Below are 20,435 nucleotides of genomic sequence, written 5' to 3'. Positions count from 1 at the left end.
GTCTCCTTTTACTCAGCTGCTTTCAATTCTAAGATCGTGTCTCGTAAAGTAGCTGCAGTTTCAAAGTCTAATGCTTTTGCGGCATCTTTCATTTCTTTTTCCAGTTTCAATAACAGAGTTGCTTTTTCTTCCCGAGTCATCTCTTCATAAGAAGTCGTGGTATACTCGCCGGTTTCTTCAGCAACTTTCGTAATAGCAATCAAATCACGGATTTCCTTGATGATTGTTTTCGGTTCGATGCCATGTTCTTTATTGTAGGCTTCTTGGATCCTGCGACGGCGTTCGGTTTCATCGATGGCCCGTTGCATGGAGTCTGTCATCTTGTCCGCATACATGATGACTTTCCCTTCGGAATTTCGCGCCGCACGCCCAATCGTTTGAACTAACGAACGTTCACTGCGCAAGAAGCCTTCTTTGTCTGCATCTAGGATCGCTACAAGAGAAACTTCCGGAACATCAATTCCTTCTCGAAGCAGATTGATGCCGACTAATACATCAAATTCACCGAGACGTAAATCGCGAATGATCTCGGTCCGTTCTAATGTCTTGATATCGCTGTGAAGGTATTTGACTTTGATTCCCAACTCTTTGAAGTAATCCGTCAGATCCTCCGCCATTTTTTTCGTCAATGTGGTGACAAAGACCCGCTGATCTTTTTCAACTCGTTCATTGATTTCTCCTACAAGGTCATCAATTTGTCCCATGATTGGGCGAACCTCAACAACAGGATCCAATAATCCGGTTGGACGAATGATTTGTTGGATGACGGTATCTGTTTGTTCATGCTCATAAGGTCCCGGCGTGGCTGAAACATAGACGATTTGATTCACATGTTTTTCAAACTCTTCTAAACGCAATGGCCGGTTATCTAAAGCAGAAGGCAAACGGAAGCCATAATCCACCAACATCTGTTTGCGGGCACGGTCGCCATTGTACATGCCACGAATCTGCGGCATCGTTACGTGAGATTCGTCAATCACAATCAAGAAATCATCAGGAAAGAAATCCAGCAAAGTGTAGGGCGGTTCGCCTTCTTTTCGGCCATCCATATGTCTTGAATAGTTTTCGATCCCAGATGTATAGCCCATCTCTCGCAACATTTCGATATCGTAATTGGTTCGCTGTTCTAAACGTTGTGCTTCCAATAGTTTGTTTTCACTTTTTAGAATCGCTAGTCGATCATCCAGTTCCTTTTGGATAGAAGCAATCGCATGTTCCATATGATCTTCATTGGTCACAAAGTGAGTAGCTGGGAAAATCGAAATATGTTCTGTTTCCCCTAAGATTTCCCCGGTCAATGCATCCACTTCCCGAATCCGATCAATCTCATCGCCAAAAAATTCGATACGCAAAGCTCGCTCATCTCGCGAAGCTGGGAAAATTTCAACCACATCTCCTCGAACCCGGAAACGTCCCCGTTGAAAGTCAATGTCATTGCGTTCAAATTGAATATCGATCATTTCTTTCAATAATTGATCCCGAGATTTTTCCATTCCCACTCGCAAGGACACCACTTGTTTGGCATATTCGATCGGCGAACCTAAACCAAAAATGCAAGAAACAGAAGCAACCACGATCACATCGTTGCGTTCCAGCAATGAGCTAGTCGCCGAGTGTCGCAGTTTGTCGATTTCATCGTTGATACTTGAATCTTTTTCGATGTAAGTATCACTGGAAGGGACATACGCTTCTGGTTGATAATAATCATAATAACTGACAAAATATTCGACAGCATTATTAGGAAAGAATTCTTTGAACTCACCATATAATTGGCCAGCCAATGTTTTATTGTGAGCGATGATCAATGTTGGCTTGTTGACCTCTTTGATCAAGTTCGAAACAGTATAGGTTTTCCCTGTCCCTGTTGCCCCTAACAAAATTTGGGCTTTCTTGCCCCCAACGACACCATCGACCAGTTGATGGATAGCTTCTGGCTGATCCCCTGCTGGCTGATATTTTGACACTAATTCAAATTCATGGGAAGTCGTTCTTTCGATCATCTTCATTCCCCCTGTATTTATATTTGCGAAGCGTCGACAAACAAAAAGAAAGCTGACGCTTTTCCATAAAATAGTATACCATAGCGAACATACTTTCGCCATCTTTTGTACTTTCTATTTGATTCCTTTCCCTTTACTTAATATGTAAGATTTTCTAACACTCTATGTCAGAAATAGCGCTGTTTTTTGCAAATTTTGATTGAAAGACTTGTGCGTTTTTGTAAAAATACCTATAATCTAAAAATACGTTAAAATCAAAAGGGGGAATTTTCTTGAAAAGAAAACATATGTTTTATGCACTGTTTTCAATGATTTTTTGCTTCTTCGCTTTCGCGAACAAGCCAGCCAGTGCAGCAGAAACAACGTATAAAATCGGAACAGACCTGACATTTGCTCCTTTCGAATTTCAAAACGAAAAAAATGAGTATGTAGGGATCGACATTGATCTGTTAAATGCCATCGCGAAAGATCAAGGCTTCGCTGTTGATTTGCGCCCATTAGGCTTTGATTCCTCGTTACAAGGCGTCCAATCCAATCAACTTGACGGGATGATCGCGGGAATGAGCATCACCGACGAACGAAAAGAAAATTTTGATTTCTCAGATCCTTACTTCGACAGCGGAATTCAAATGGCTGTGGCAAAGGACAATCAAGATATCAAAACGTATGAAGATTTGAAGGGGAAAACGGTTGGCGCTAAAGTTGGTACGGAAAGTGCTCGTTTTCTAGAGAACAATCAGGAAAAATATGGCTACTCGGTCAAAAACTATGATGATGCCAGCGGACTTTATGGCGCTGTTCGTAACGGAACAGTTGCAGCGATCTTTGATGACTATCCAGTCTTAGGTTATGCCATCAGTAATGGAGAAGACATGAAACTTGTGGGTGAGCCTGAGAAAGGTGCTTCATATGGCTTCGCCGTCAAGAAAGGCCAAAACCAAGAGTTATTGGCTAAATTCAATGCTGGTTTGAAAGAGTTAAAAGCCAGCGGCAAATACGACGAGATCGTTGCTACTTACATTGCTTCATCAGAAAGTACATCAGATAGTGCTTCCGACTCCTCAAGCGAAATGGTCAAAGTAGAACCGAAAAAAGACGTTTATCGAATCGCCAGTGATTCCGCATTTGCTCCTTTTGAGTTTCAAAATGAGGACAATGAATATGTCGGAATCGATGTCGATCTTTTAACAAGAGCTGCTGAAATGCAAGGATTCAATATCAAGTTTAACTTTATCGGTTTCTCGGGCGCGCTTCAAGCGTTAGACGGTAATCAAGCGGATGGCATGATTGCTGGTATGAGTATCAATGATGAACGCAAAAAAGCCTATGACTTCTCTGATTCCTACTTTGAAAGTGGTATTCAAATCGCCGTTAAAGAAGGAAATGACAGTATCAAGTCTTATAAAGATTTAAAAGGAAAAACAGTCGGTGCAAAAGTTGGTACCGAAAGTGCAGATTTCTTGATTGCGAATGAAGACAAATATGGCTATACCATCAAGTATTATGACGCTGCTGATCAACTCTATGCTGCTGTTAGTGGCGGTCAAATCGATGCAATGATGGATGACTATCCAGTTATTGGCTATGCCATCAGTCAAGGGCAAAAATTGAGCACACCGATTGAAAAAGAAGTGGGCGGACAATACGGATTTGCCGTCAAAAAAGGCCAAAATCCTGAATTGATCCAAATGTTCAATGAAGCATTAAAAGAAATGAAACGAACTGGCGAATACGATGAAATCGTTGGTCGTTATATCAAAGACGGGTCAGCTACTGAAAAGAAAGCCGATGAATCAACGATTACCGGTCTAATCAAAAACAATTACAAGGTCTTGTTGAAAGGGTTATGGAATACACTGCTCCTTGCATTGATCTCCTTTGCACTAGCATTGATTATCGGGATCATCTTAGGGCTCTTCAGTGTGGCCCCAATCCGAGCATTACGGATCTTCGCCGGGATTTATGTGGATATCATTCGGGGAATCCCAATGATGGTGCTAGCTTTCTTCATCTTCTTTGGCCTTTCCGATGCGATCGGAATTACCATTCCTGACTTTGCTGCCGGTGTGATTACTTTGACACTAAATGCAAGTGCGTATATCGCAGAGATCGTTCGCGGAGGGATCAAAGCTGTTCCTGTAGGACAAATGGAAGCTTCCAGAAGTTTAGGGTTGACCTATACTCGGACCATGCAAAAGATCGTTTTACCGCAAGCCATCAGAATTATGATTCCATCTTTCGTCAATCAATTCGTCATCTCACTGAAAGATACGACAATCATTTCCGTGATCGGAGTCGTGGAGTTGCTGCAAACAGGAAAGATCATTGTGGCAAGAACCACACAAAGTACCTATGTTTATTTGATTGTCGCAGTTATGTACCTAGTCGTTATCACAGCTTTAACAAAACTTGCTAAAGTTTTAGAAAAGAAGGTGAAGTAAATGAAAGAAAAAATCTTAGTCGAAAATCTTGTAAAAAAATATGGCGATAATACTGTTTTGAATGACATCAATGTGTCGATTCAAGAAGGCGAAGTGGTTTGTGTCATCGGTCCTTCCGGATCAGGTAAATCTACTTTCCTGCGATGTTTAAACCGCTTAGAAGAACCTACCAGCGGAGACATCATCATTGATGGCGCCCACTTAATGGATAAAAATACCAATATCAACGCTGTCCGTCAGCACATTGGTATGGTATTTCAACACTTCAATCTGTTCCCTCACCTTTCCGTGCTGGAGAACATTGTCTTAGCACCTATGGATCTAAAGAAGATGCCGCGCAATGAAGCTGAAACAAAAGCGATTCAACTATTGGATACTGTTGGCTTGGCCGACAAAAAAGACATGTACCCAGATAATCTATCTGGGGGTCAAAAACAACGGGTCGCTATCGCTCGTGCATTAGCCATGAATCCGGATGTCATGCTGTTTGATGAACCTACATCAGCATTGGACCCAGAAATGGTTGGGGATGTTTTGAATGTTATGAAAAAACTGGCCAAACAAGGGATGACGATGGTGATCGTTACTCATGAAATGGGCTTTGCCAAAGAAGTCGCCAACCGTGTCATGTTTATCGACGGTGGAAACTTCCTCGAAGATGGCACCCCAGAACAAATTTTCACTAACCCGAAAAACGAACGGACCAAAGACTTTTTAGACAAAGTCTTGAATATCTAAACAAAATCCGCAGAAAACTTAGTCGTTTTCTGCGGATTTTGTTATTCATCTGACATTTTAGTTTCTCGTTGCTGCTTTTTGTGCTGTGTTTCTGAAGCGATTCGTTTCTGCTTTTCACCAAAATAAACTTTTGTATCGATTGGATTGGCTTTATTGAATCCCCCAGCCCCAGTATTCATCATTTGCCCCCAGCCTTTCAGCGGATCTTTTCCTTGTTTCCGCAATTTAGCGTTCTTTTTACGCAATTCTTGCTTCTTCGTTTCCTTTTTTTCCTGACGTTGCTCCTTTAGCTCCTTAAAAAAACTCATCGTACTCCCTCCTTTGATCAATACAGAAATATACCAATGATTACTAATAACAAAACAACAAAAGGATAAATCAAATCACTGATCCAACGCTTTTCTTTCCAGGCAAGCAAACAAAGACTGATCGTGACCAAAAACAATCCAATCGGGCTAAATACAAAGCTCATCCAGCCAAATGTATTTGTGCTTGCAGGCCAAGAAACAGCGTTTGTATTTGTGCTGATAACTACATTGCTAAATTGAAAAAAAAGAAATCGGTTGACGGAATAAATAAACAAAAACACCAACGAATATCCTTTTACAAACCAACGTAAAACTCTGCTATAGGGAATTTTTTTCATCAATCCTCATTCTCCTTCCGTGACCACATCTTGGATCATGATATCTGAGAGTTGTTGCAACTGAACTCTCATGACCAGTGAACGGTTCTCTGTTAACCACTGGGCTAATTCAGCACAAGACCCCGATACATGAACGGCACTTACCTTGACACCATTGTCTTTGACGTAGTCCAGGATGTCGCCAAAGTCGTATAAATAGATTTGATCGGTTAAATTATTGGTGAAATGGAGATTATCTTGCCGATCCCAACCTAAATTTCCAAAATCTTTGTAATGCTTTTCCAAAAAGACGAGTCCTTGCGTGACGCTTTCTGTTACTTGCTGATCATAATCATTGCTGATTGTCTGACGAACCATTTCATCCGAATAACCAAAAATATTGCCTGAGCGGTAGTCAATGCTATAGTGCTGGACAAATAAATCAGCCAGTTTTTCCCGGAGTTCACTAGGAATTTGGGCATTTTTTAACGTAATAGAAATTTCAGCCTGTTTGTACTCACCAAGTGAACGCAAATAGTCGAGAAAAGAATCATAGGTTAAAACACTATTGCCCGGTTCATAAATTGTCGTCGAAGGCGCAAATGCGGTCAATGTGTCGCTGGAAACCGTTGTATTCATGACTTGATTGAATAGATAGCGTTCTTCAACTGTATAAGCAACCCGTTTTTGATTTCCTAAACGGGAAATAACTGGATAAACTTCCTCTTTCCCTAAAAAGCCAAGCTGTGCTTGTCGATCAATCGGATCATAATGAAGGTTTCTCTGTCCCATTTCGTACCAATAATAGCGGTACTTTTCTAAGGTATCATCTTTCAATGAGTCTTCTTGATATCCGGCATTAAATGCTGATGGAATCGATTGATACTCCTCACGATCATCTCCCGTTGCCCGATAATAGGCTAACGGCAAAAAGTAGCTTAAAACAATCCCTACTAGTCCCCAAAAAAACACACTATAAACCACTTGCAGCAGCATACTTTTCTTTGTACGATTCACTGATTTCTGTAATTGCTGGTATTGCTTTTTATCCATTTAACCACCTGCTTTTTACTTGTTTTCTTGCTTGAAAGACACGAGATTTGACAGTGCTTACTGATAGATCAAGAATTTCCGCAATTTCTTGATAACTATAGCCACGAATCACCAATATCAAAGGATGCCTGAATTTGCCTGGCAATTGGTTTACTTTGCGAAGTGCTTCTTCTCTCATAAGAGGATCTTGTGGCTCTGCAGAAATCGCTTGCATCAAAGTGTCGACTTCTTCCGCGATCAAAAGAAATCGCTTACGACGATAAAAATCATACAATGTAAACTTGGCAATCGTAAAGAGCCATCGTTCAAAGTCTTCCGGTTGGGTTTTCGGTAGTGCTAAGAATACTTTGATAAATACATCCTGTGTTAAATCCTCTGCTTGGTACTCATCCACCACCCTTTTTTGAAAGTAGCGCTGAATTTTCTCATAATATTTCTGATAGATTTCCTCCAACACGCTCCCTCCTTACTTATATAGACGGGCGAAGACCAAGAAAGTTGCAAAAAAATAGTAAAGTAAGAATAGTATATCACTGTCGCTGACGCATTGAGAAGATTCTTTCTACACAATAAAATAAAATAAAAAAGCTATAAACCACACGGAAACGTTTCGTGTGACTTACAGCTTTTTCAGAAAGGATCTACGCAAAGACTGTTGACCAGTTGTCTCGTTCAGCTAAAAACTCCCTCGCCAATTGTTGGGCGCCTTCTAAGGTGTGGTTAGCAGCCCAGCCGCATTGAACTTCATTACTAGCTGGAACTTCCGTTGCTTTCAACACATCCTCCATCGTTTTTTCTAACACGGCTAAAATTTCATCATAATCCTCATGATTTAAAACCGTTAAATAAAAGCCAGTTTGGCAGCCCATCGGTGACCAATCAACAATATAGTCGGCATGATTACGAATCAATTCTGCGGTCAAATGCTCCAACGAATGGAGACTGGCCATCTCCATATGTGCTTGATTTGGTTGTTTTAACCGAACATCATATTTGATAATCGTGTCCTTTGTCCCTTGTTTTTTGTCTGCGACCCGTACATAGGGTGCTTTGACTTTCGTGTGATCTAGATTAAAGCTTTCCACGTTCATTTTCATTCTTTTTCTCCTCTCGCTTCGACGAGCCAAACAAAAGCATTGATTTGCTTAAAGCGAATGCTAAAGCCATTGGCTCGAAAATAGGCTTCAATATCTGGTATCAAGGGGTAGTATTCTCGTTGCAGATCCGCTGCCAATCGTAAGTGATTGGCTTTGACAGCTTGTCTTAGGATACTTTCTTTATGATTGGCGGACAAGAACATCGTATCTCCCAGAATGACTTTTCCGCCTTCAGGAAGCAGTGCTCTGTATTTCTTGATCACTCGCAGTTTCTCTGTTTCATTCAAGTGATGAAAGACATAACTAGAAACGATCGTATCAATCGGAAAATCATTCTGAGGAAATCGTTCCATGTCCCCATCCACAAAAGTTACCTGTGATAACTCCGGCTTTGCCTCAGCTACTTTTCGCATCGCAGCCGATGGCTCAACTGCAAAAACTTTTTTATTTCTGCGGATCAACTCTAACGTCAAATTACCTGTACCACTACCAAATTCTATCACAGAATCTCCTGCTTTTTCAGCAATATCTGCTAACAATTCTGAATAGTGAAGAAAAACCTCCCGATATTCTTCATCTTTCCCTTTGACTGTCTCGTCATATTCTTCGGCCCACTCAGAAAAAATCGGAATGAATTCACGACCCATTTTAGCTCACCCTTTCCAACGCTTGCTTCAAATCACGCCATAAATCGGCAGCGTCTTCAATACCAATAGATAAACGAATCAAGCCATCTTTGATCCCCGCTTTTTCTCTGATTGAAGATGGGATCGAAGCATGGGTCATGATGGCAGGGACTTCGACCAAACTTTCAACGCCACCCAGACTTTCAGCTAGCGTAAAAAGAGTGAGGGATTCAACAAAATTAGCGACTTGTTTTTCCGCCTTCAATTCAAATGAAATCATCCCACTAAAACCAGACATTTGTTTTTTGGCGATTTCATACCCCTTATGGCTTGGTAGCCCCGGATAATAGACGTTAGCTACAGCCCCATGTTCTTGAAGCAACCTAGCGATTTTTAGGGCATTGGCTTGATGGGCTTCCATTCGTAAAGCCAATGTTTTGATACTTCGCTGCACTAGCCAGCTGTCATGAGGGCCTAATACACCGCCTATAGCATTTTGGAGAAATCCGATTTGCTCTGCCAGTTCCGGTTGATTGGTTACGACTAAACCTGCAACAACATCACTATGTCCTCCCAGATATTTCGTTGCACTATGAATGACAATATCCGCACCTAATGCCAGTGGACGCTGAAAGTAAGGTGTGGCAAATGTATTATCAACGATGGTCAAGAGATCCTTTTTCTTGGCGATCGCGGCAACTTCTTGAATATCTGTGATTTTTAACAATGGATTGGTAGGTGTCTCTAGAAAGATTCCTCTAGTTTCTGGCCGAATTGCTGCTGCAATCCTCTGAATGGCTTGGGGACCATCTGTTTTGATCAAAGTATAGGTTAGTCCATTTTTTTTGAAGATTTGCTGAAGCAGCCGAAAGGTGCCTCCGTAGACATCATCTCCCAACAAAATGTGATCCCCTGACTGAAATAAAGAAAAAATAGTATGGGTAGCTGCTAAACCCGAGGCAAAAGCAAATCCCCTTACGCCTTCCTCCAGTTCAGCAATCAGTTCTTCTAAAGCAAAACGAGTAGGGTTTCCCGAACGAGAATACTCATATTGTTTTGGCTGCCCAACAGCTAATTGTTTATAGGTAGATGTTTGATAGATGGGGACACTCACAGCCCCTGTTTCTTGATCTTGACTGATCCCACCGTGAATCAATTTTGTGCGAAATTCCATGATGATGCCTCCTTTAGTTGACCATAAATATTTTTTGACAAGTAGCGATCTCCACCATCAGGAAAAATGGTGACGATCTTGCTTCCCTTTGGCAGTCGCTTGCTTTCTCGGATAGTAGCCGCAAATGCTGCACCACTGGAACTGCCTACCAGTAGACCGTAACGAGCTGCCAACAACCGGGTATAATAAAATCCCTCTGAATCACTGATAGTTTCAATGCCGTCTAGCATAAGATTCTTAAAAAAGACTGGCCTCTTTTCAACGCCTATCCCCTCGATCGCATGTTCGTGGGCAGGCCCACCATTCAAAGTAGAGCCCTCAGGTTCCACAGCAATCAAACGTATCGTAGAATCGATCGACTTTAAATATGCGCCTGTCCCGGCGAAAGTCCCGCCACTTCCCACTCCTGCGACAAAACTGGTAATTTTTCCAGGAATTTCTTGAGCAATTTCAGGGCCTAGTGTTCGATAATATGCAGCCGGATTTTGCTGGTTTTCAAACTGGAGGGGCAAAAAAGAGTTTGGCAATTGGGCAGCAAGCAATTTTGCTTTCTCAATTGCTCCTTGCATCCCTTCAAGACCAGGCGAGTGAATGATTCGTGCTCCTAAAGCTTTGATCAGTTGTTGCTTTTCTTGACTGAATGTATCTGGGATCACAAAAATCATCTCTAATCCGTATGCCAAGCCAGCTAAAGCTAGCCCGATCCCAGTATTGCCGGCGGTAGGTTCAATCACTGTGGTATCTTTTGTGATTCGTCCGGCAGCAATTCCTTTGGTAATCAAATGATGCCCTAAGCGATCTTTGACACTTCCTCCTGGATTTAAGTATTCTAATTTTGCATAAATTCGGCTTTGATCTTGTCCCCCGTAATCAGTAGCTGAAAACTGAAAAATCGGCGTCTTGCCAATTAGTTCTTTGATATCTGATACAATCATGGTCAACCCTCTTTTCAATGAAATTATTGGTAGCAGTCCGCTAAAGTGCTGCAGCAAATCAGAGAAACTGCGTTTTATCACTGTTTTTTTGGTGATCACCCGCTCAAAAAGCATCATCTGTGCTCATCTGCCGATCCTTACCAGGAAAATTTAAGCAAACAAAAAGAGGCACTGACTATTCAATCAGTACCTCTTAGAGAATGACTCTAAGACCCTTCCTTGATGAAAAAGACCCTTAGAGTGATTTATCCAGATGAAGGAACGATTAATAGGCATGACAAATCTGTATGCTGCTTTTTAGCACCATACAACAACAACATTCCAATGCAAAGTTGTTGTTTGTCATGTCTACGTTCCCTCCTTTTTAAGCTTGTAAACAAAATAGCACGGGAAAAAATAGAAGTCAATCTTTTTTTCTTTGTGAAAAATTTTGGGTGACATATGCATCGACAGCCTTAAACGCCTTTGCTACCTCTTCTGCTGTGATCGTAAATGGCATTCGATGAATCGTTTCATTTGGAATAGTCGCTTGGACACCGATCGCTAGTAATTCCTGATCGCTGAGGGTAGCCATCCGCATTTCAGCTAGCGTTGTCGGTAATCCCAATGCTTGATATAGCGTAATATAGCGATCCAATTCCTGGGTATCTTCTTCAAGCAGCAATTGCATCAATGTCGTATAGGCAATTTTTTCGCCGTGGGAAAGTTGATGCAATGTTCCAGTGATGGCTGTCAAGCCATTATGGATCGCATGGGCTGCTGCTAGTCCGCCACTTTCAAAGCCCAGTCCGCTCAAGAGAGTATTTGCTTCGACAACTTGATCGAAGGCATCCGTCACTTGTTGCTGTTGATTGTCTTGATACGCTGCCAATCCATTGGCAAACAGCACTGCTTCGCACTTTTCAGCAATCGCCAAAGCAGCTAAAGTCGGTCGTCCGCCCACGAGATTCTGAGCGCCACTTTTAGCCACTGCTCTAGCTTCAACATATGTCGCCAATCCATCTGCGATACCAAAAGTTAATAATTTTGCAGGTGCTTTGACTATTAGAGCGGTATCAACCAAGACCAACTCTGGATTCTTGGGATAAAAATGATACTGTTCAAATTTTCCTTCCGCTGAATAAAGAACCGAAATGGAAGAAGTCGGGGCGTCAGTCGAGGCAACTGAAGGGACAACTGCAATCGCTACCTTTAACAAATGAGCCACTGCTTTACCGGTATCAATCACCTTTCCACCACCAAGCGCAACTACTGCTTCGATTCCTGCACTTTCCTCTTTGACGATTCGCGTGATTTCTTCCTGTGAAGATTCGCCACTGAAATTGACACTAACTAGGACTCCCTGGTGGGCTAAATCCTCCGCTAGTTCTTGACCAGCGATCTTCCAGACAAAAGGATCCGTAAGCAGCAACAATTTGCTTCCTAGCGAAACGATATGATGCAATCCGTTTTTTAATAAGTTTTCTCCTTGGATATACCGTTGCGGACTGACAAATATTTTTTCCACGAAATCTCCTTCTTTCGATCTTTTTATTGTGAATAAAATCACAAGTATCAGTAAAAAAGAACGAGTCTCCGACAGAAGGAACAACTGGAATTTCCGCAGGCGAGGTACTCCTTTCCCCTGCACTCTCAAAGGGAGATACAAAGCCGAGAAATACTAGCCGCCTACGGATAATCAATTGAAAAACTTATGTCAAAGACCCATCATTCTTTATTTTTTCTTGCCACCAAAGGCATCTTTCATTTTGTCAAAAAAACCTTCGGGTTGTTGCTCAGTCGTTACATGACCACTAGCTTTTGCATAGGCCCGTAACGCTTCTTTTTGTTCTTCGTTCAAATTCTTCGGTGTGATCAACTTGACTTTGACTTGTTGGTCGCCATTGCCATTGCCCCGTAATTTCGGAGCACCTTTGCCTCTTAGACGGAAGTTCGTGCCAGTTTGAGTACCAGCCGGAATCTTCAATTTGACATTTCCATGAACAGTCGGAACATTGACCTCGTCACCTAAAGCGGCTTGAACAAAGTTCAGTGGTAATTCGTAATAAATCTCGGAGCCATCACGGTCAAAGATGTCACTTTCCTCAACACGGAAAACGACATATAGATCGCCGTAAGGTCCACCGTTGCTGCCGGCTTCTCCTTGGCCGGATAAGCGCATTTGTTGGCCATCTTCCACACCAGCAGGTACATTGACTTTCACACTGTGTTTTTTCTTTTCATGACCTGTTCCATGACAAGTTGTACAAGGTTCTTTGATTTCTTTCCCTGTACCGTGACATACATCACAGGTTTGACGACTCATGACACGACCAAGGGGTGTTTGACGTTCCACATTGATCGTACCTGAGCCATGACATTTATGACAGGTCTCAGGTTGCGTGCCGGGTTTTGCCCCATTCCCGCCACAGGTATGACAGGTTTCTTCGCGGTTATACTGGATATTTTTTTCCACACCAAAAATCGCTTCTTCGAAAGAAAGATCGACAGCATATTGCAAGTCAGCTCCTTGTCGCGGAGCATTCGGATTCGCTGTTCTGCCACCGCCACCGAAGAAAGATTCAAAGATGTCTTCAAAACCACCAAAACCGCCGCCGGAGAATCCTCCACCGTTAAAGCCGCCAAAGCCGCCGCCATAACCACCACCGTAGTTTGGATCTGTTCCAGCGTGGCCATACTGATCATAGGCAGCGCGTTTTTGAGGATCGCTCAGTATTTCGTATGCTTCAGAAATTTCTTTGAATTTTGCTTCTGCATCAGGTTCTTTATTGATGTCTGGATGATACTTTTTGGAAAGCTTCCGATATGCTTTTTTTATTTCGTCATCCGAAGCCCCTTTTTGTAGACCTAAGACCTCATAATAATCTCTTTTGTCTGCCATTGGCTTCCCTCCACTATTTTCTTGCGTCCCTCGTATTTTAGCATATAATTTGCTTCAGAAAAATACGTTTCAGAAATTCATAAGAAAAAGCCAAAGTGGTGACTTTGGCTTTTTCACAAACAGCGATTATTTATCGTCGCCGTCTACTTCTTCAAAATCGGCGTCTACCACATCGTCTGCGCCGCCTTGTGCAGCTTCTGGATTTTCTTGTGCTTGTTGTTGTGCAGCTTGTTCATACAACTTGACTGTCAAGTTTTGTACGATTTCATTCAATGCATCGCGTTTTGTTTTCATTTCTTCGATATTGTTTGCATCGACAGCAGCTTTCAACTCATCACGAGCTTCTTCCGCTTTCTTCACTTCATCAGCATCTACTTTGCCTTCAAGTTCTTTCAATGTTTTGTCAACAGTGAAGAGTAATGCGTCGACATCATTACGTAAATCAACTTCTTCTTTACGTTGTTTGTCTGCTTCCGCATTTGCTTCGGCATCTTTAACCATCCGTTCAATTTCTTCATCGGTTAAACCTGAAGAAGATTTGATGGTGATTTTTTGTTCTTTTTGAGTTCCCAAATCTTTGGCAGAAACATTTACGATACCATTTTTATCGATATCGAATGTTACTTCGATTTGTGGGATTCCTCGAGGTGCTGGTGGAATCTCCGTTAATTGGAATCTTCCTAATGTCTTGTTGTCAGCAGCCATTGGACGTTCACCTTGTAGGACATGGATGTCTACAGCAGGTTGATTGTCTGCAGCTGTTGAGAAGACTTGTGATTTGCTTGTTGGGATCGTTGTGTTACGGTCGATCAATTTCGTAAACACGCCGCCCATGGTTTCGATACCTAATGATAATGGTGTAACGTCAAGTAAGACAACGTCTTTGACATCACCAGTGATCACGCCACCTTGGATTGCTGCACCCATAGCTACTACTTCATCTGGGTTCACTGATTTGTTTGGTTCTTTGTTGGTTTCTTTACGTACTGCTTCGACAACTGCAGGAATCCGTGTTGAACCACCAACCAAGATAACTTCGTCGATTTCTGATTGTGAAAGGCCAGCATCTTTCAATGCTTGACGTACAGGGATTTTTGTCCGTTCCACTAAATCAGCAGTCAATTCATCAAATTTTGCACGAGTTAAAGTCATTTCCAAGTGCAATGGACCTGCATCGCCAGCAGTGATAAATGGCAAGCTGATTTGTGTGCTTGTTACACCAGAAAGATCTTTTTTCGCTTTTTCAGCAGCATCTTTTAGACGTTGCAATGCCATTTTGTCTTTGCCTAAGTCGATGCCATTTTCTTTTTTGAATTCAGCAACCATGTGATCGATGATTTTGTTATCAAAGTCATCTCCACCTAGATTGTTATCTCCGGCAGTAGACAATACATCGAAGACACCATCGCCTAGTTCAAGGATCGATACGTCAAATGTACCACCACCAAGGTCAAACACTAAGATTTTTTCGTCTTTATCTGTTTTATCTAATCCATAAGCCAATGCTGCAGCTGTTGGTTCATTGACGATCCGTTCTACTTCTAAACCGGCAATTTTACCAGCATCTTTCGTTGCTTGACGTTGTGCATCATTGAAGTAAGCAGGAACAGTGATAACTGCTTTGTCTACTTTTTCGCCTAGATAATCTTCCGCAAATCCTTTGATGTATTGTAGGACCATTGCAGAGATTTCTTGAGGCGTATATGATTTTCCTTCAACTTCTACTTTGTAGCCAGCTTCGCCCATGTGGCGTTTGATTGATGAAATCGTATGTGGGTTTGTAACTGCTTGACGTTTTGCAACTTCCCCTACTTGGATCTCGCCGTTTTTAAATGAAACAACAGATGGTGTTGTACGATTTCCTTCTGGATTTGTAATGATTTTTGCTTCGCCGCCTTCAAGAACAGCAACAGCTGAGTTAGTTGTACCTAAGTCAATACCGATAATTTTACTCATAAGTAATACGCTCCTTTTCCTTCATCGTCTTTTTATTTATTGTGCTACGATAACCATACTAGCACGTAAGACACGATCATGTAGCTTATAGCCTTTTTGCAAGACTGTCACGATCGTATCTGCAGGCACATCTTCTGTGGCAGGCACGGTTTGTACCGCTTGGTGAAGATTTGGATCAAAAGGTTCTCCTTCAGCAGGGATTTCTTCAATTCCTTCTTCTTTCAACGCTTGACGTAAACTTTCTAGAACCATTTCGACACCTTTTTTCAAGTTAGCCGCTTGGTCTTTGTCCACATCTGCTGCCATCGCCCGTTCCAAGTTATCGATCGCCGGCAATAGTTTTTTGCCTAAATCTTGTGAACGATACTTCTGCAACAACTCGCGTTCATTACGGTTTCTAGCTGTAATATTAGCGATTTCCGCTCGTGCTCGCAGAAATTGGTCTTCTAATTCATTGTTTTTTTCTTTTAAGAGATCGATTTCGCTTTTTTCTACTTCTGCTTCTGATAGACCAGCATCATCGATCGCTTCTTCTGACGGTTCTGTCAGAGGTTCTTCAGTTGTTTCTAAATCTTTTTCTAACTGTTCTTCTTTTTCTGACACTTGCTTACCATCCCTTCTATAATTCACTTATTTGATCATTCACTGCTTGCATCTAGTGTGCGATAGTAATCAGCCAATGTCATTGCTAACTCTCTTCGAAAGGCATCCATCAGTCCAAACATTCGTGAATAAGGCATACTGGAAGGACCTAATAACGCAATCGTTCCTTGACCATGACCTTCAATGTCATAGCTCGCCTGAATCAAACTCATATTTTGAAGTAACTCGTTCCCGAGTTCCTGACCGATTCGGATTTGAATCGCTGAATCTCTTGGTGCCAACAATTGCGTAAGTTCCTCTGCATTTTTCATGAAAGAGTACATCGATTTGAATTGACGCACATCTTGACTTGCTTCAAAATCCAACAGATTCATTCGTCCGCCAACATAAACTTTCTCTTCAAAGAGATGACTCAGCATATCATCGAATAAATCAATGATTCCTTCTGTCGTTTGAAAATACTTGTGCAAAATCATCGGAATCTCTGTTCGCAATCGATGATAGACCGTCATGAGGGGTTCCCCCACTAATTTTTCATTGATGATCCGAACCATCTTTTCTAAATCGCTACTATCCATCGATGAAGGTAATGAGAAAACTTGATTTTCAACATTGCCTTTATCCGTAACAATGATCGCAATGATTTGCCGCGCATTCAAAGGAACGATCCGAAAGCCAGTCAATTTCCGTTCTTTTACATCCGGTCCAAGGGACAATGCAGTATAGCTAGTAAGATTGGACAAGATCGTCGCAGATTGCTTAATAATTTCGTTGATCTCATGAAACTCTTTCCCAAAGGAATGGCGAATCGCTTTGATCTCATTTTGATTGACTTTTGATGGTTTTAATAAGTGATCAACATAATAGCGGTAACCAGCCATTGAAGGAACACGTCCAGAAGAGGAATGTGTCTTCAATAAGAGACCCGCTTCTTCTAAGGCCTTCATCTCATTGCGGATGGTAGCCGAACTTGCTTCAACCCCATCCTCCATCAATCGTTTGGAGCCCGTAGGCTGACCAGTATCCGTATAATTTTGGATGATGAGGTGTAAAATAGTTTGTTGTCGTTGTGTCAACATCTTATCCACTCCTCCGTTAGCACTCTTTCTCATTAAGTGCTAACACGATTATTAATATACCATATTTCTTACGAATGTCAAGAATTTGACACACATTTTTAGCACTCTTATATGGAGAGTGCTAATCGCCCATTTTTATCGGTGAAAAACAAAAAGCTGTGACAAAAGTCTTGTCACAGCGCCTTGCTAGAACAACTAATCAGCAGTATTCCCTTCGCTATCAAACCAAAATGTCATGAAAAACAAGAAATAATTTCTGGAAATCTTCGCTTATTTCTTGAAGCGCATCACTTCTATCACAGACACACTTTCGATAACCGTTCATTCACTCAATAAAAATTTTTCAAAGACATCATTGCCGATAAACATTCCTGCTTTTGTTAAATACACACGCTCTTCTTCTGAAACAAGCCAGCCTTTTTGCGCAAGCTGATTGACGACATCACCATAGATGGAATCAAAGGAACAAGCAAATTTTTCTGCAAAAATAGCTTTTGATACACCTTGTTTTTTTCGTAACCCAAGAAACATTTCTTCTTCCATTTGGTTGCTGGTCGTTAACGACTCTGTTTCATGGATCGGCAGCTGTCCTTCCCTCAACGGACGCAGATAGTGCTGGATCGGTCCAAAGTTTTTGTATCTCGTCTGTCCGATATAACCACTCGCTCCTGCGCCAAAGCCGTAATAGTGTTCATTATTCCAATAAACAAGATTGTGCTGAGACTCATAACCTGGCCGGGCAAAGTTGCTGATTTCATATTGCGACAAGCCAGCTTTAGCCATGGCAGTGATTGCTTCTTCAAACATCTGCGTCTCAGATTCTTGAGAAGGCAGTTCCATTTTTCCTTGCCTTACCCAATTCATGAACATTGTTTTATTCTCTAAAATCAGCGAATACATAGCATAGTGAGGCAACCCTAAGTCGATAGCACGTGTCAATGTATCCCGAAAACTTTCCATCGTTTGTCCAGGTAACGCATAAATCAGATCGATCGTAATATTTTGAAAATCATGTTTATCCAACAAACGGATCGTTTGATAGACATCCTCTGCCGTGTGTTTGCGGCCAATTTTCTTCAACAAGCGGTTATCAAAAGTCTGCACCCCCATAGACAACCGATCAATGCCCAGATTTTTCAAGACCAGCAGTTTATCCTCGGTTAAATCTCCGGGATTTGCCTCTACCGTAAATTCTTTGGTTGTTTGGGTAGGCAGCAATTCATGCACGCCCGTAATCAGACGATCTAGCTGTGCAGCGGAAAGAGAAGTTGGCGTTCCGCCACCAATATAAATCGTTTCACAAGTAGTGATCGGCTGCTTGCTTACCGTCAATTCGATTTCTTTCAGCAAACAGTCGATGTATTCATCTACCGGTTGCCCTTCTAAAAAAACTTTATTAAAGTCACAGTAATAGCAGATATGTTCACAGAATGGAATGTGAATATAGGCAGAAGTACTGGTGGGAAGTGTATTGATTGGAATCTTATTCATGGTTTGCATTTTTTTATTCCTTTCAGAGATCAAATCAACGTTCAACTGCATAAATACGACTCGCAGCAAATGAACCTGATCCGAGGTATATCCGCTCCCCATTCTATCATAAGTAAGATTATCTCGAAACGCCTCTGCTTTAAAAGCAGTTAGAAGCAGATCTCACTGCTATCCGTTAATAAGAATACAATCGCATGCGCAAAATTTTAAAATCTTCACCGATAAATGGAAAATAGGCTTCATCCCCATTCAGGCGACGATTTGTCCGCCATTGCCCATCTTGTAGAATCCCCTCTTCTAAAGAAAGGATACCTACGGGATTAGAACCCTGCTGCGCTTGCAGATCCAATGCGAAATTAGCACCGGTGATATAGTAATATTCTTTGTGTTTAATGATCAGACCTGCGGAATTGATCATTTTGTCTCGAGAAAATAATTTGATTACCCAGCGATCCTGCCCATTTTCATACACAATTTGGTTCTGAGACCCTTCTTTTTTAAATGAAAAGATCTGAGCTTCCTGATCTTGCAACACTGGCTCAAGAGCAGCAATGATTCGATACCCTTGGTTTAAATGAGGCAGTGTACCGGAAGAATCAAAGGCGTCTTTTGCTAAACCTAACTGGGATAAAAAGCGGTAATCCTGACTAGTATCATCCGTTAGAAGATCTTCGATACCAAAAGGTGAATAGCCGATTGCTCCTTGACCAAAAGCATAAAATAGATTCGAAATATATCTTTTGTCAATTCGGGTTTCCGGAATCAACAACGGCTGATCATTCCCATATTCCGCGATGATCGGTTTGATTTCTTCTTCGTAAATATCTGGTGCAATAAAATCCAACTGCGAGGCAATAACTTTCCAAATTTGCCAAGTGGTGGATACAGCGCCACCACTGGGATATTCTCCCGGCTGTCTGTCTGGCTTTTTGAGCCATACATTCGTAAATAACGGCAACGCTAAACGTTTTCTTGCAATTTTTGCATAGTCTTGGATTGCTGCGGCATAATGATAGGCCATAAACACTTCATCTCCAGAGGGGACTTCTGACCATTGTTTAGCTCCGGGATAGAGGTTTCTGATTTCTTGCGGCAACGCCATCTGATAGACTTTTTCTGCTGCTGACGAATGATCACGACTAGTGCCAAGACTACCAATCTCGTTTTCAATCTGCACCATTCTGATGGAGGCCCGCAAAGGATGACTTCCCAAATAGTCGCAGATGGCGGCAAAGGCTGATTGAGCCTGTGCTATCACATCTTGACATAGCGGACTATAACTATTCATCTTGTTTCCGGCGCTATCCTCTATGCGAAAATATTTGGGATCCGTTTTGATCCATTCAGGAACATACGTGGATAAACCATTCTTCCAAAGGCCAAACCACAAAAAAATCACATCGATTTTCTTCTCAGCGGCATTTTCTAAATGGGAATCAATTAATGAAAAATCAAATTGATTAGGCTCTGGTTCGATCAGCTCCCAATAAATAGGTATCAAAAGGGTATTGATTGCGACTTTGTCAATCTTATCCCATACTTTTTCCTCCATGTAAGTGATAGATGAAGCAGTGGAATTATGGACTTCTCCTCCTAATATCAATTTTTGAGAATGCTGTCGTTGTTTCATCATTGTCCTCCTCTTTCTTCTCAGACAGATAGTCAAGTGTTGATCGACTATCCCTCCCATGTAGTTGCGTAATTGCAAACGTTTTTAGTCGTAATTCTATTATAGG

At 41.7% G+C, this 20,435-nt stretch carries 18 protein-coding genes; 2 read left to right on the top strand and 16 right to left on the bottom strand.

The window, feature by feature from the left end; all coding sequences use genetic code 11:
- Positions 1-8: 8 nt before the first annotated feature.
- On the bottom strand, positions 9-2,000 hold the full coding sequence (gene uvrB, locus Q0A12_RS05245) for an excinuclease ABC subunit UvrB (RefSeq protein WP_291291614.1): 1,992 nt from the start codon (positions 1,998-2,000) through the stop codon (positions 9-11).
- 272 nt (positions 2,001-2,272) lie between these two features.
- On the opposite strand from uvrB, the gene Q0A12_RS05240 reads away from it, so the two are divergent.
- On the top strand, positions 2,273-4,441 hold the full coding sequence (locus Q0A12_RS05240) for an amino acid ABC transporter substrate-binding protein/permease (protein WP_291291613.1): 2,169 nt from the start codon (positions 2,273-2,275) through the stop codon (positions 4,439-4,441).
- The gene (locus Q0A12_RS05235) at positions 4,442-5,179 is read left to right on the top strand and encodes an amino acid ABC transporter ATP-binding protein (RefSeq protein WP_291291612.1); all 738 of its coding nucleotides are present in this window, start codon (positions 4,442-4,444) and stop codon (positions 5,177-5,179) included.
- A 41-nt stretch (positions 5,180-5,220) separates the two neighbouring features.
- On the opposite strand, the gene Q0A12_RS05230 is transcribed toward Q0A12_RS05235, so the two are convergent.
- From Q0A12_RS05230 to Q0A12_RS05160, 15 genes are all read right to left on the bottom strand, one after another.
- Entirely contained in the window at positions 5,221-5,487 is a 267-nt protein-coding gene (locus Q0A12_RS05230; RefSeq protein WP_291291611.1) for a hypothetical protein, read from the bottom strand.
- A gap of 17 nt (positions 5,488-5,504) precedes the next feature.
- Entirely contained in the window at positions 5,505-5,825 is a 321-nt protein-coding gene (locus Q0A12_RS05225; protein WP_291291610.1) for a hypothetical protein, read from the bottom strand.
- A gap of 6 nt (positions 5,826-5,831) precedes the next feature.
- The gene (locus Q0A12_RS05220) at positions 5,832-6,857 is read right to left on the bottom strand and encodes a hypothetical protein (RefSeq protein WP_291291609.1); all 1,026 of its coding nucleotides are present in this window, start codon (positions 6,855-6,857) and stop codon (positions 5,832-5,834) included.
- Positions 6,850-7,314 carry an RNA polymerase sigma factor gene (locus Q0A12_RS05215; RefSeq protein WP_291291608.1) on the bottom strand — a complete coding sequence of 155 codons (465 nt, stop codon included), beginning with the start codon at positions 7,312-7,314 and terminating at the stop codon, positions 6,850-6,852. Before Q0A12_RS05215 ends, Q0A12_RS05220 begins: the two co-directional genes overlap by 8 nt.
- Positions 7,315-7,498: 184 nt before the next feature.
- Entirely contained in the window at positions 7,499-7,954 is a 456-nt protein-coding gene (locus Q0A12_RS05210; RefSeq protein ID WP_291291607.1) for an S-ribosylhomocysteine lyase, read from the bottom strand.
- The gene (locus Q0A12_RS05205; protein WP_291291606.1) at positions 7,951-8,601 is read right to left on the bottom strand and encodes a class I SAM-dependent methyltransferase; all 651 of its coding nucleotides are present in this window, start codon (positions 8,599-8,601) and stop codon (positions 7,951-7,953) included. Before Q0A12_RS05205 ends, Q0A12_RS05210 begins: the two co-directional genes overlap by 4 nt.
- Position 8,602: 1 nt before the next feature.
- On the bottom strand, positions 8,603-9,754 hold the full coding sequence (locus Q0A12_RS05200; protein WP_291291605.1) for a cystathionine gamma-synthase: 1,152 nt from the start codon (positions 9,752-9,754) through the stop codon (positions 8,603-8,605).
- Complete coding sequence (locus tag Q0A12_RS05195; protein ID WP_291291632.1) at positions 9,733-10,689, bottom strand: cysteine synthase family protein; 957 nt, start codon at positions 10,687-10,689, stop codon at positions 9,733-9,735. The genes Q0A12_RS05200 and Q0A12_RS05195 overlap by 22 nt, the downstream gene beginning before the upstream one ends.
- 403 nt (positions 10,690-11,092) lie before the next feature.
- Complete coding sequence (locus Q0A12_RS05190) at positions 11,093-12,196, bottom strand: glycerol dehydrogenase (RefSeq protein WP_291291604.1); 1,104 nt, start codon at positions 12,194-12,196, stop codon at positions 11,093-11,095.
- A 207-nt stretch (positions 12,197-12,403) separates the two neighbouring features.
- Positions 12,404-13,570, bottom strand: a complete 1,167-nt coding sequence (gene dnaJ / locus Q0A12_RS05185; protein ID WP_291291603.1) for a molecular chaperone DnaJ — start codon at positions 13,568-13,570, stop codon at positions 12,404-12,406.
- Positions 13,571-13,696: 126 nt separating this feature from the next.
- Positions 13,697-15,526 carry a molecular chaperone DnaK gene (gene dnaK / locus Q0A12_RS05180; protein ID WP_291291602.1) on the bottom strand — a complete coding sequence of 610 codons (1,830 nt, stop codon included), beginning with the start codon at positions 15,524-15,526 and terminating at the stop codon, positions 13,697-13,699.
- 36 nt (positions 15,527-15,562) lie between these two features.
- Positions 15,563-16,129, bottom strand: coding sequence for a nucleotide exchange factor GrpE (grpE, locus tag Q0A12_RS05175; protein WP_291291601.1), 567 nt, complete (start codon positions 16,127-16,129; stop codon positions 15,563-15,565).
- Positions 16,130-16,164: 35 nt separating this feature from the next.
- Entirely contained in the window at positions 16,165-17,208 is a 1,044-nt protein-coding gene (hrcA, locus tag Q0A12_RS05170; RefSeq protein WP_291291600.1) for a heat-inducible transcriptional repressor HrcA, read from the bottom strand.
- Positions 17,209-17,529: 321 nt separating this feature from the next.
- Positions 17,530-18,708: a radical SAM family heme chaperone HemW gene (gene hemW, locus Q0A12_RS05165; protein WP_291291599.1), complete on the bottom strand. Its 1,179-nt coding sequence runs from the start codon at positions 18,706-18,708 to the stop codon at positions 17,530-17,532.
- A 166-nt stretch (positions 18,709-18,874) separates the two neighbouring features.
- Positions 18,875-20,329 (bottom strand): DUF5597 domain-containing protein, encoded by a 1,455-nt coding sequence (locus Q0A12_RS05160; RefSeq protein ID WP_291291598.1) that lies wholly within the window; start codon positions 20,327-20,329, stop codon positions 18,875-18,877.
- Positions 20,330-20,435 lie beyond the last annotated feature (106 nt).

The sequence above is a fragment of the Enterococcus sp. genome (genome assembly GCF_022711995.1).
GTDB lineage: Bacteria > Bacillota > Bacilli > Lactobacillales > Enterococcaceae > Enterococcus_D.
Note: the sequence above shows the minus strand (reverse complement) of the source record. Positions and strands in the feature narration are given on the sequence as shown.

What these genes read in the sequence shown, in the direction of transcription:
- Q0A12_RS05195 (WP_291291632.1), bottom strand. Translation starts at nt 10,689, where the DNA reads ATGATTGTATCAGATATCAAAGAACTAATTGGCAAGACGCCGATTTTT.
- dnaK (WP_291291602.1), bottom strand. Translation starts at nt 15,526, where the DNA reads ATGAGTAAAATTATCGGTATTGACTTAGGTACAACTAACTCAGCTGTT.
- Q0A12_RS05235 (WP_291291612.1), top strand. Translation starts at nt 4,442, where the DNA reads ATGAAAGAAAAAATCTTAGTCGAAAATCTTGTAAAAAAATATGGCGAT.
- Q0A12_RS05160 (WP_291291598.1), bottom strand. Translation starts at nt 20,329, where the DNA reads ATGAAACAACGACAGCATTCTCAAAAATTGATATTAGGAGGAGAAGTC.
- dnaJ (WP_291291603.1), bottom strand. Translation starts at nt 13,570, where the DNA reads ATGGCAGACAAAAGAGATTATTATGAGGTCTTAGGTCTACAAAAAGGG.
- Q0A12_RS05210 (WP_291291607.1), bottom strand. Translation starts at nt 7,954, where the DNA reads ATGAAAATGAACGTGGAAAGCTTTAATCTAGATCACACGAAAGTCAAA.
- uvrB (WP_291291614.1), bottom strand. Translation starts at nt 2,000, where the DNA reads ATGATCGAAAGAACGACTTCCCATGAATTTGAATTAGTGTCAAAATAT.
- hemW (WP_291291599.1), bottom strand. Translation starts at nt 18,708, where the DNA reads ATGCAAACCATGAATAAGATTCCAATCAATACACTTCCCACCAGTACT.
- Q0A12_RS05230 (WP_291291611.1), bottom strand. Translation starts at nt 5,487, where the DNA reads ATGAGTTTTTTTAAGGAGCTAAAGGAGCAACGTCAGGAAAAAAAGGAA.
- Q0A12_RS05220 (WP_291291609.1), bottom strand. Translation starts at nt 6,857, where the DNA reads ATGGATAAAAAGCAATACCAGCAATTACAGAAATCAGTGAATCGTACA.
- hrcA (WP_291291600.1), bottom strand. Translation starts at nt 17,208, where the DNA reads ATGTTGACACAACGACAACAAACTATTTTACACCTCATCATCCAAAAT.
- Q0A12_RS05200 (WP_291291605.1), bottom strand. Translation starts at nt 9,754, where the DNA reads ATGGAATTTCGCACAAAATTGATTCACGGTGGGATCAGTCAAGATCAA.
- Q0A12_RS05205 (WP_291291606.1), bottom strand. Translation starts at nt 8,601, where the DNA reads ATGGGTCGTGAATTCATTCCGATTTTTTCTGAGTGGGCCGAAGAATAT.
- Q0A12_RS05225 (WP_291291610.1), bottom strand. Translation starts at nt 5,825, where the DNA reads ATGAAAAAAATTCCCTATAGCAGAGTTTTACGTTGGTTTGTAAAAGGA.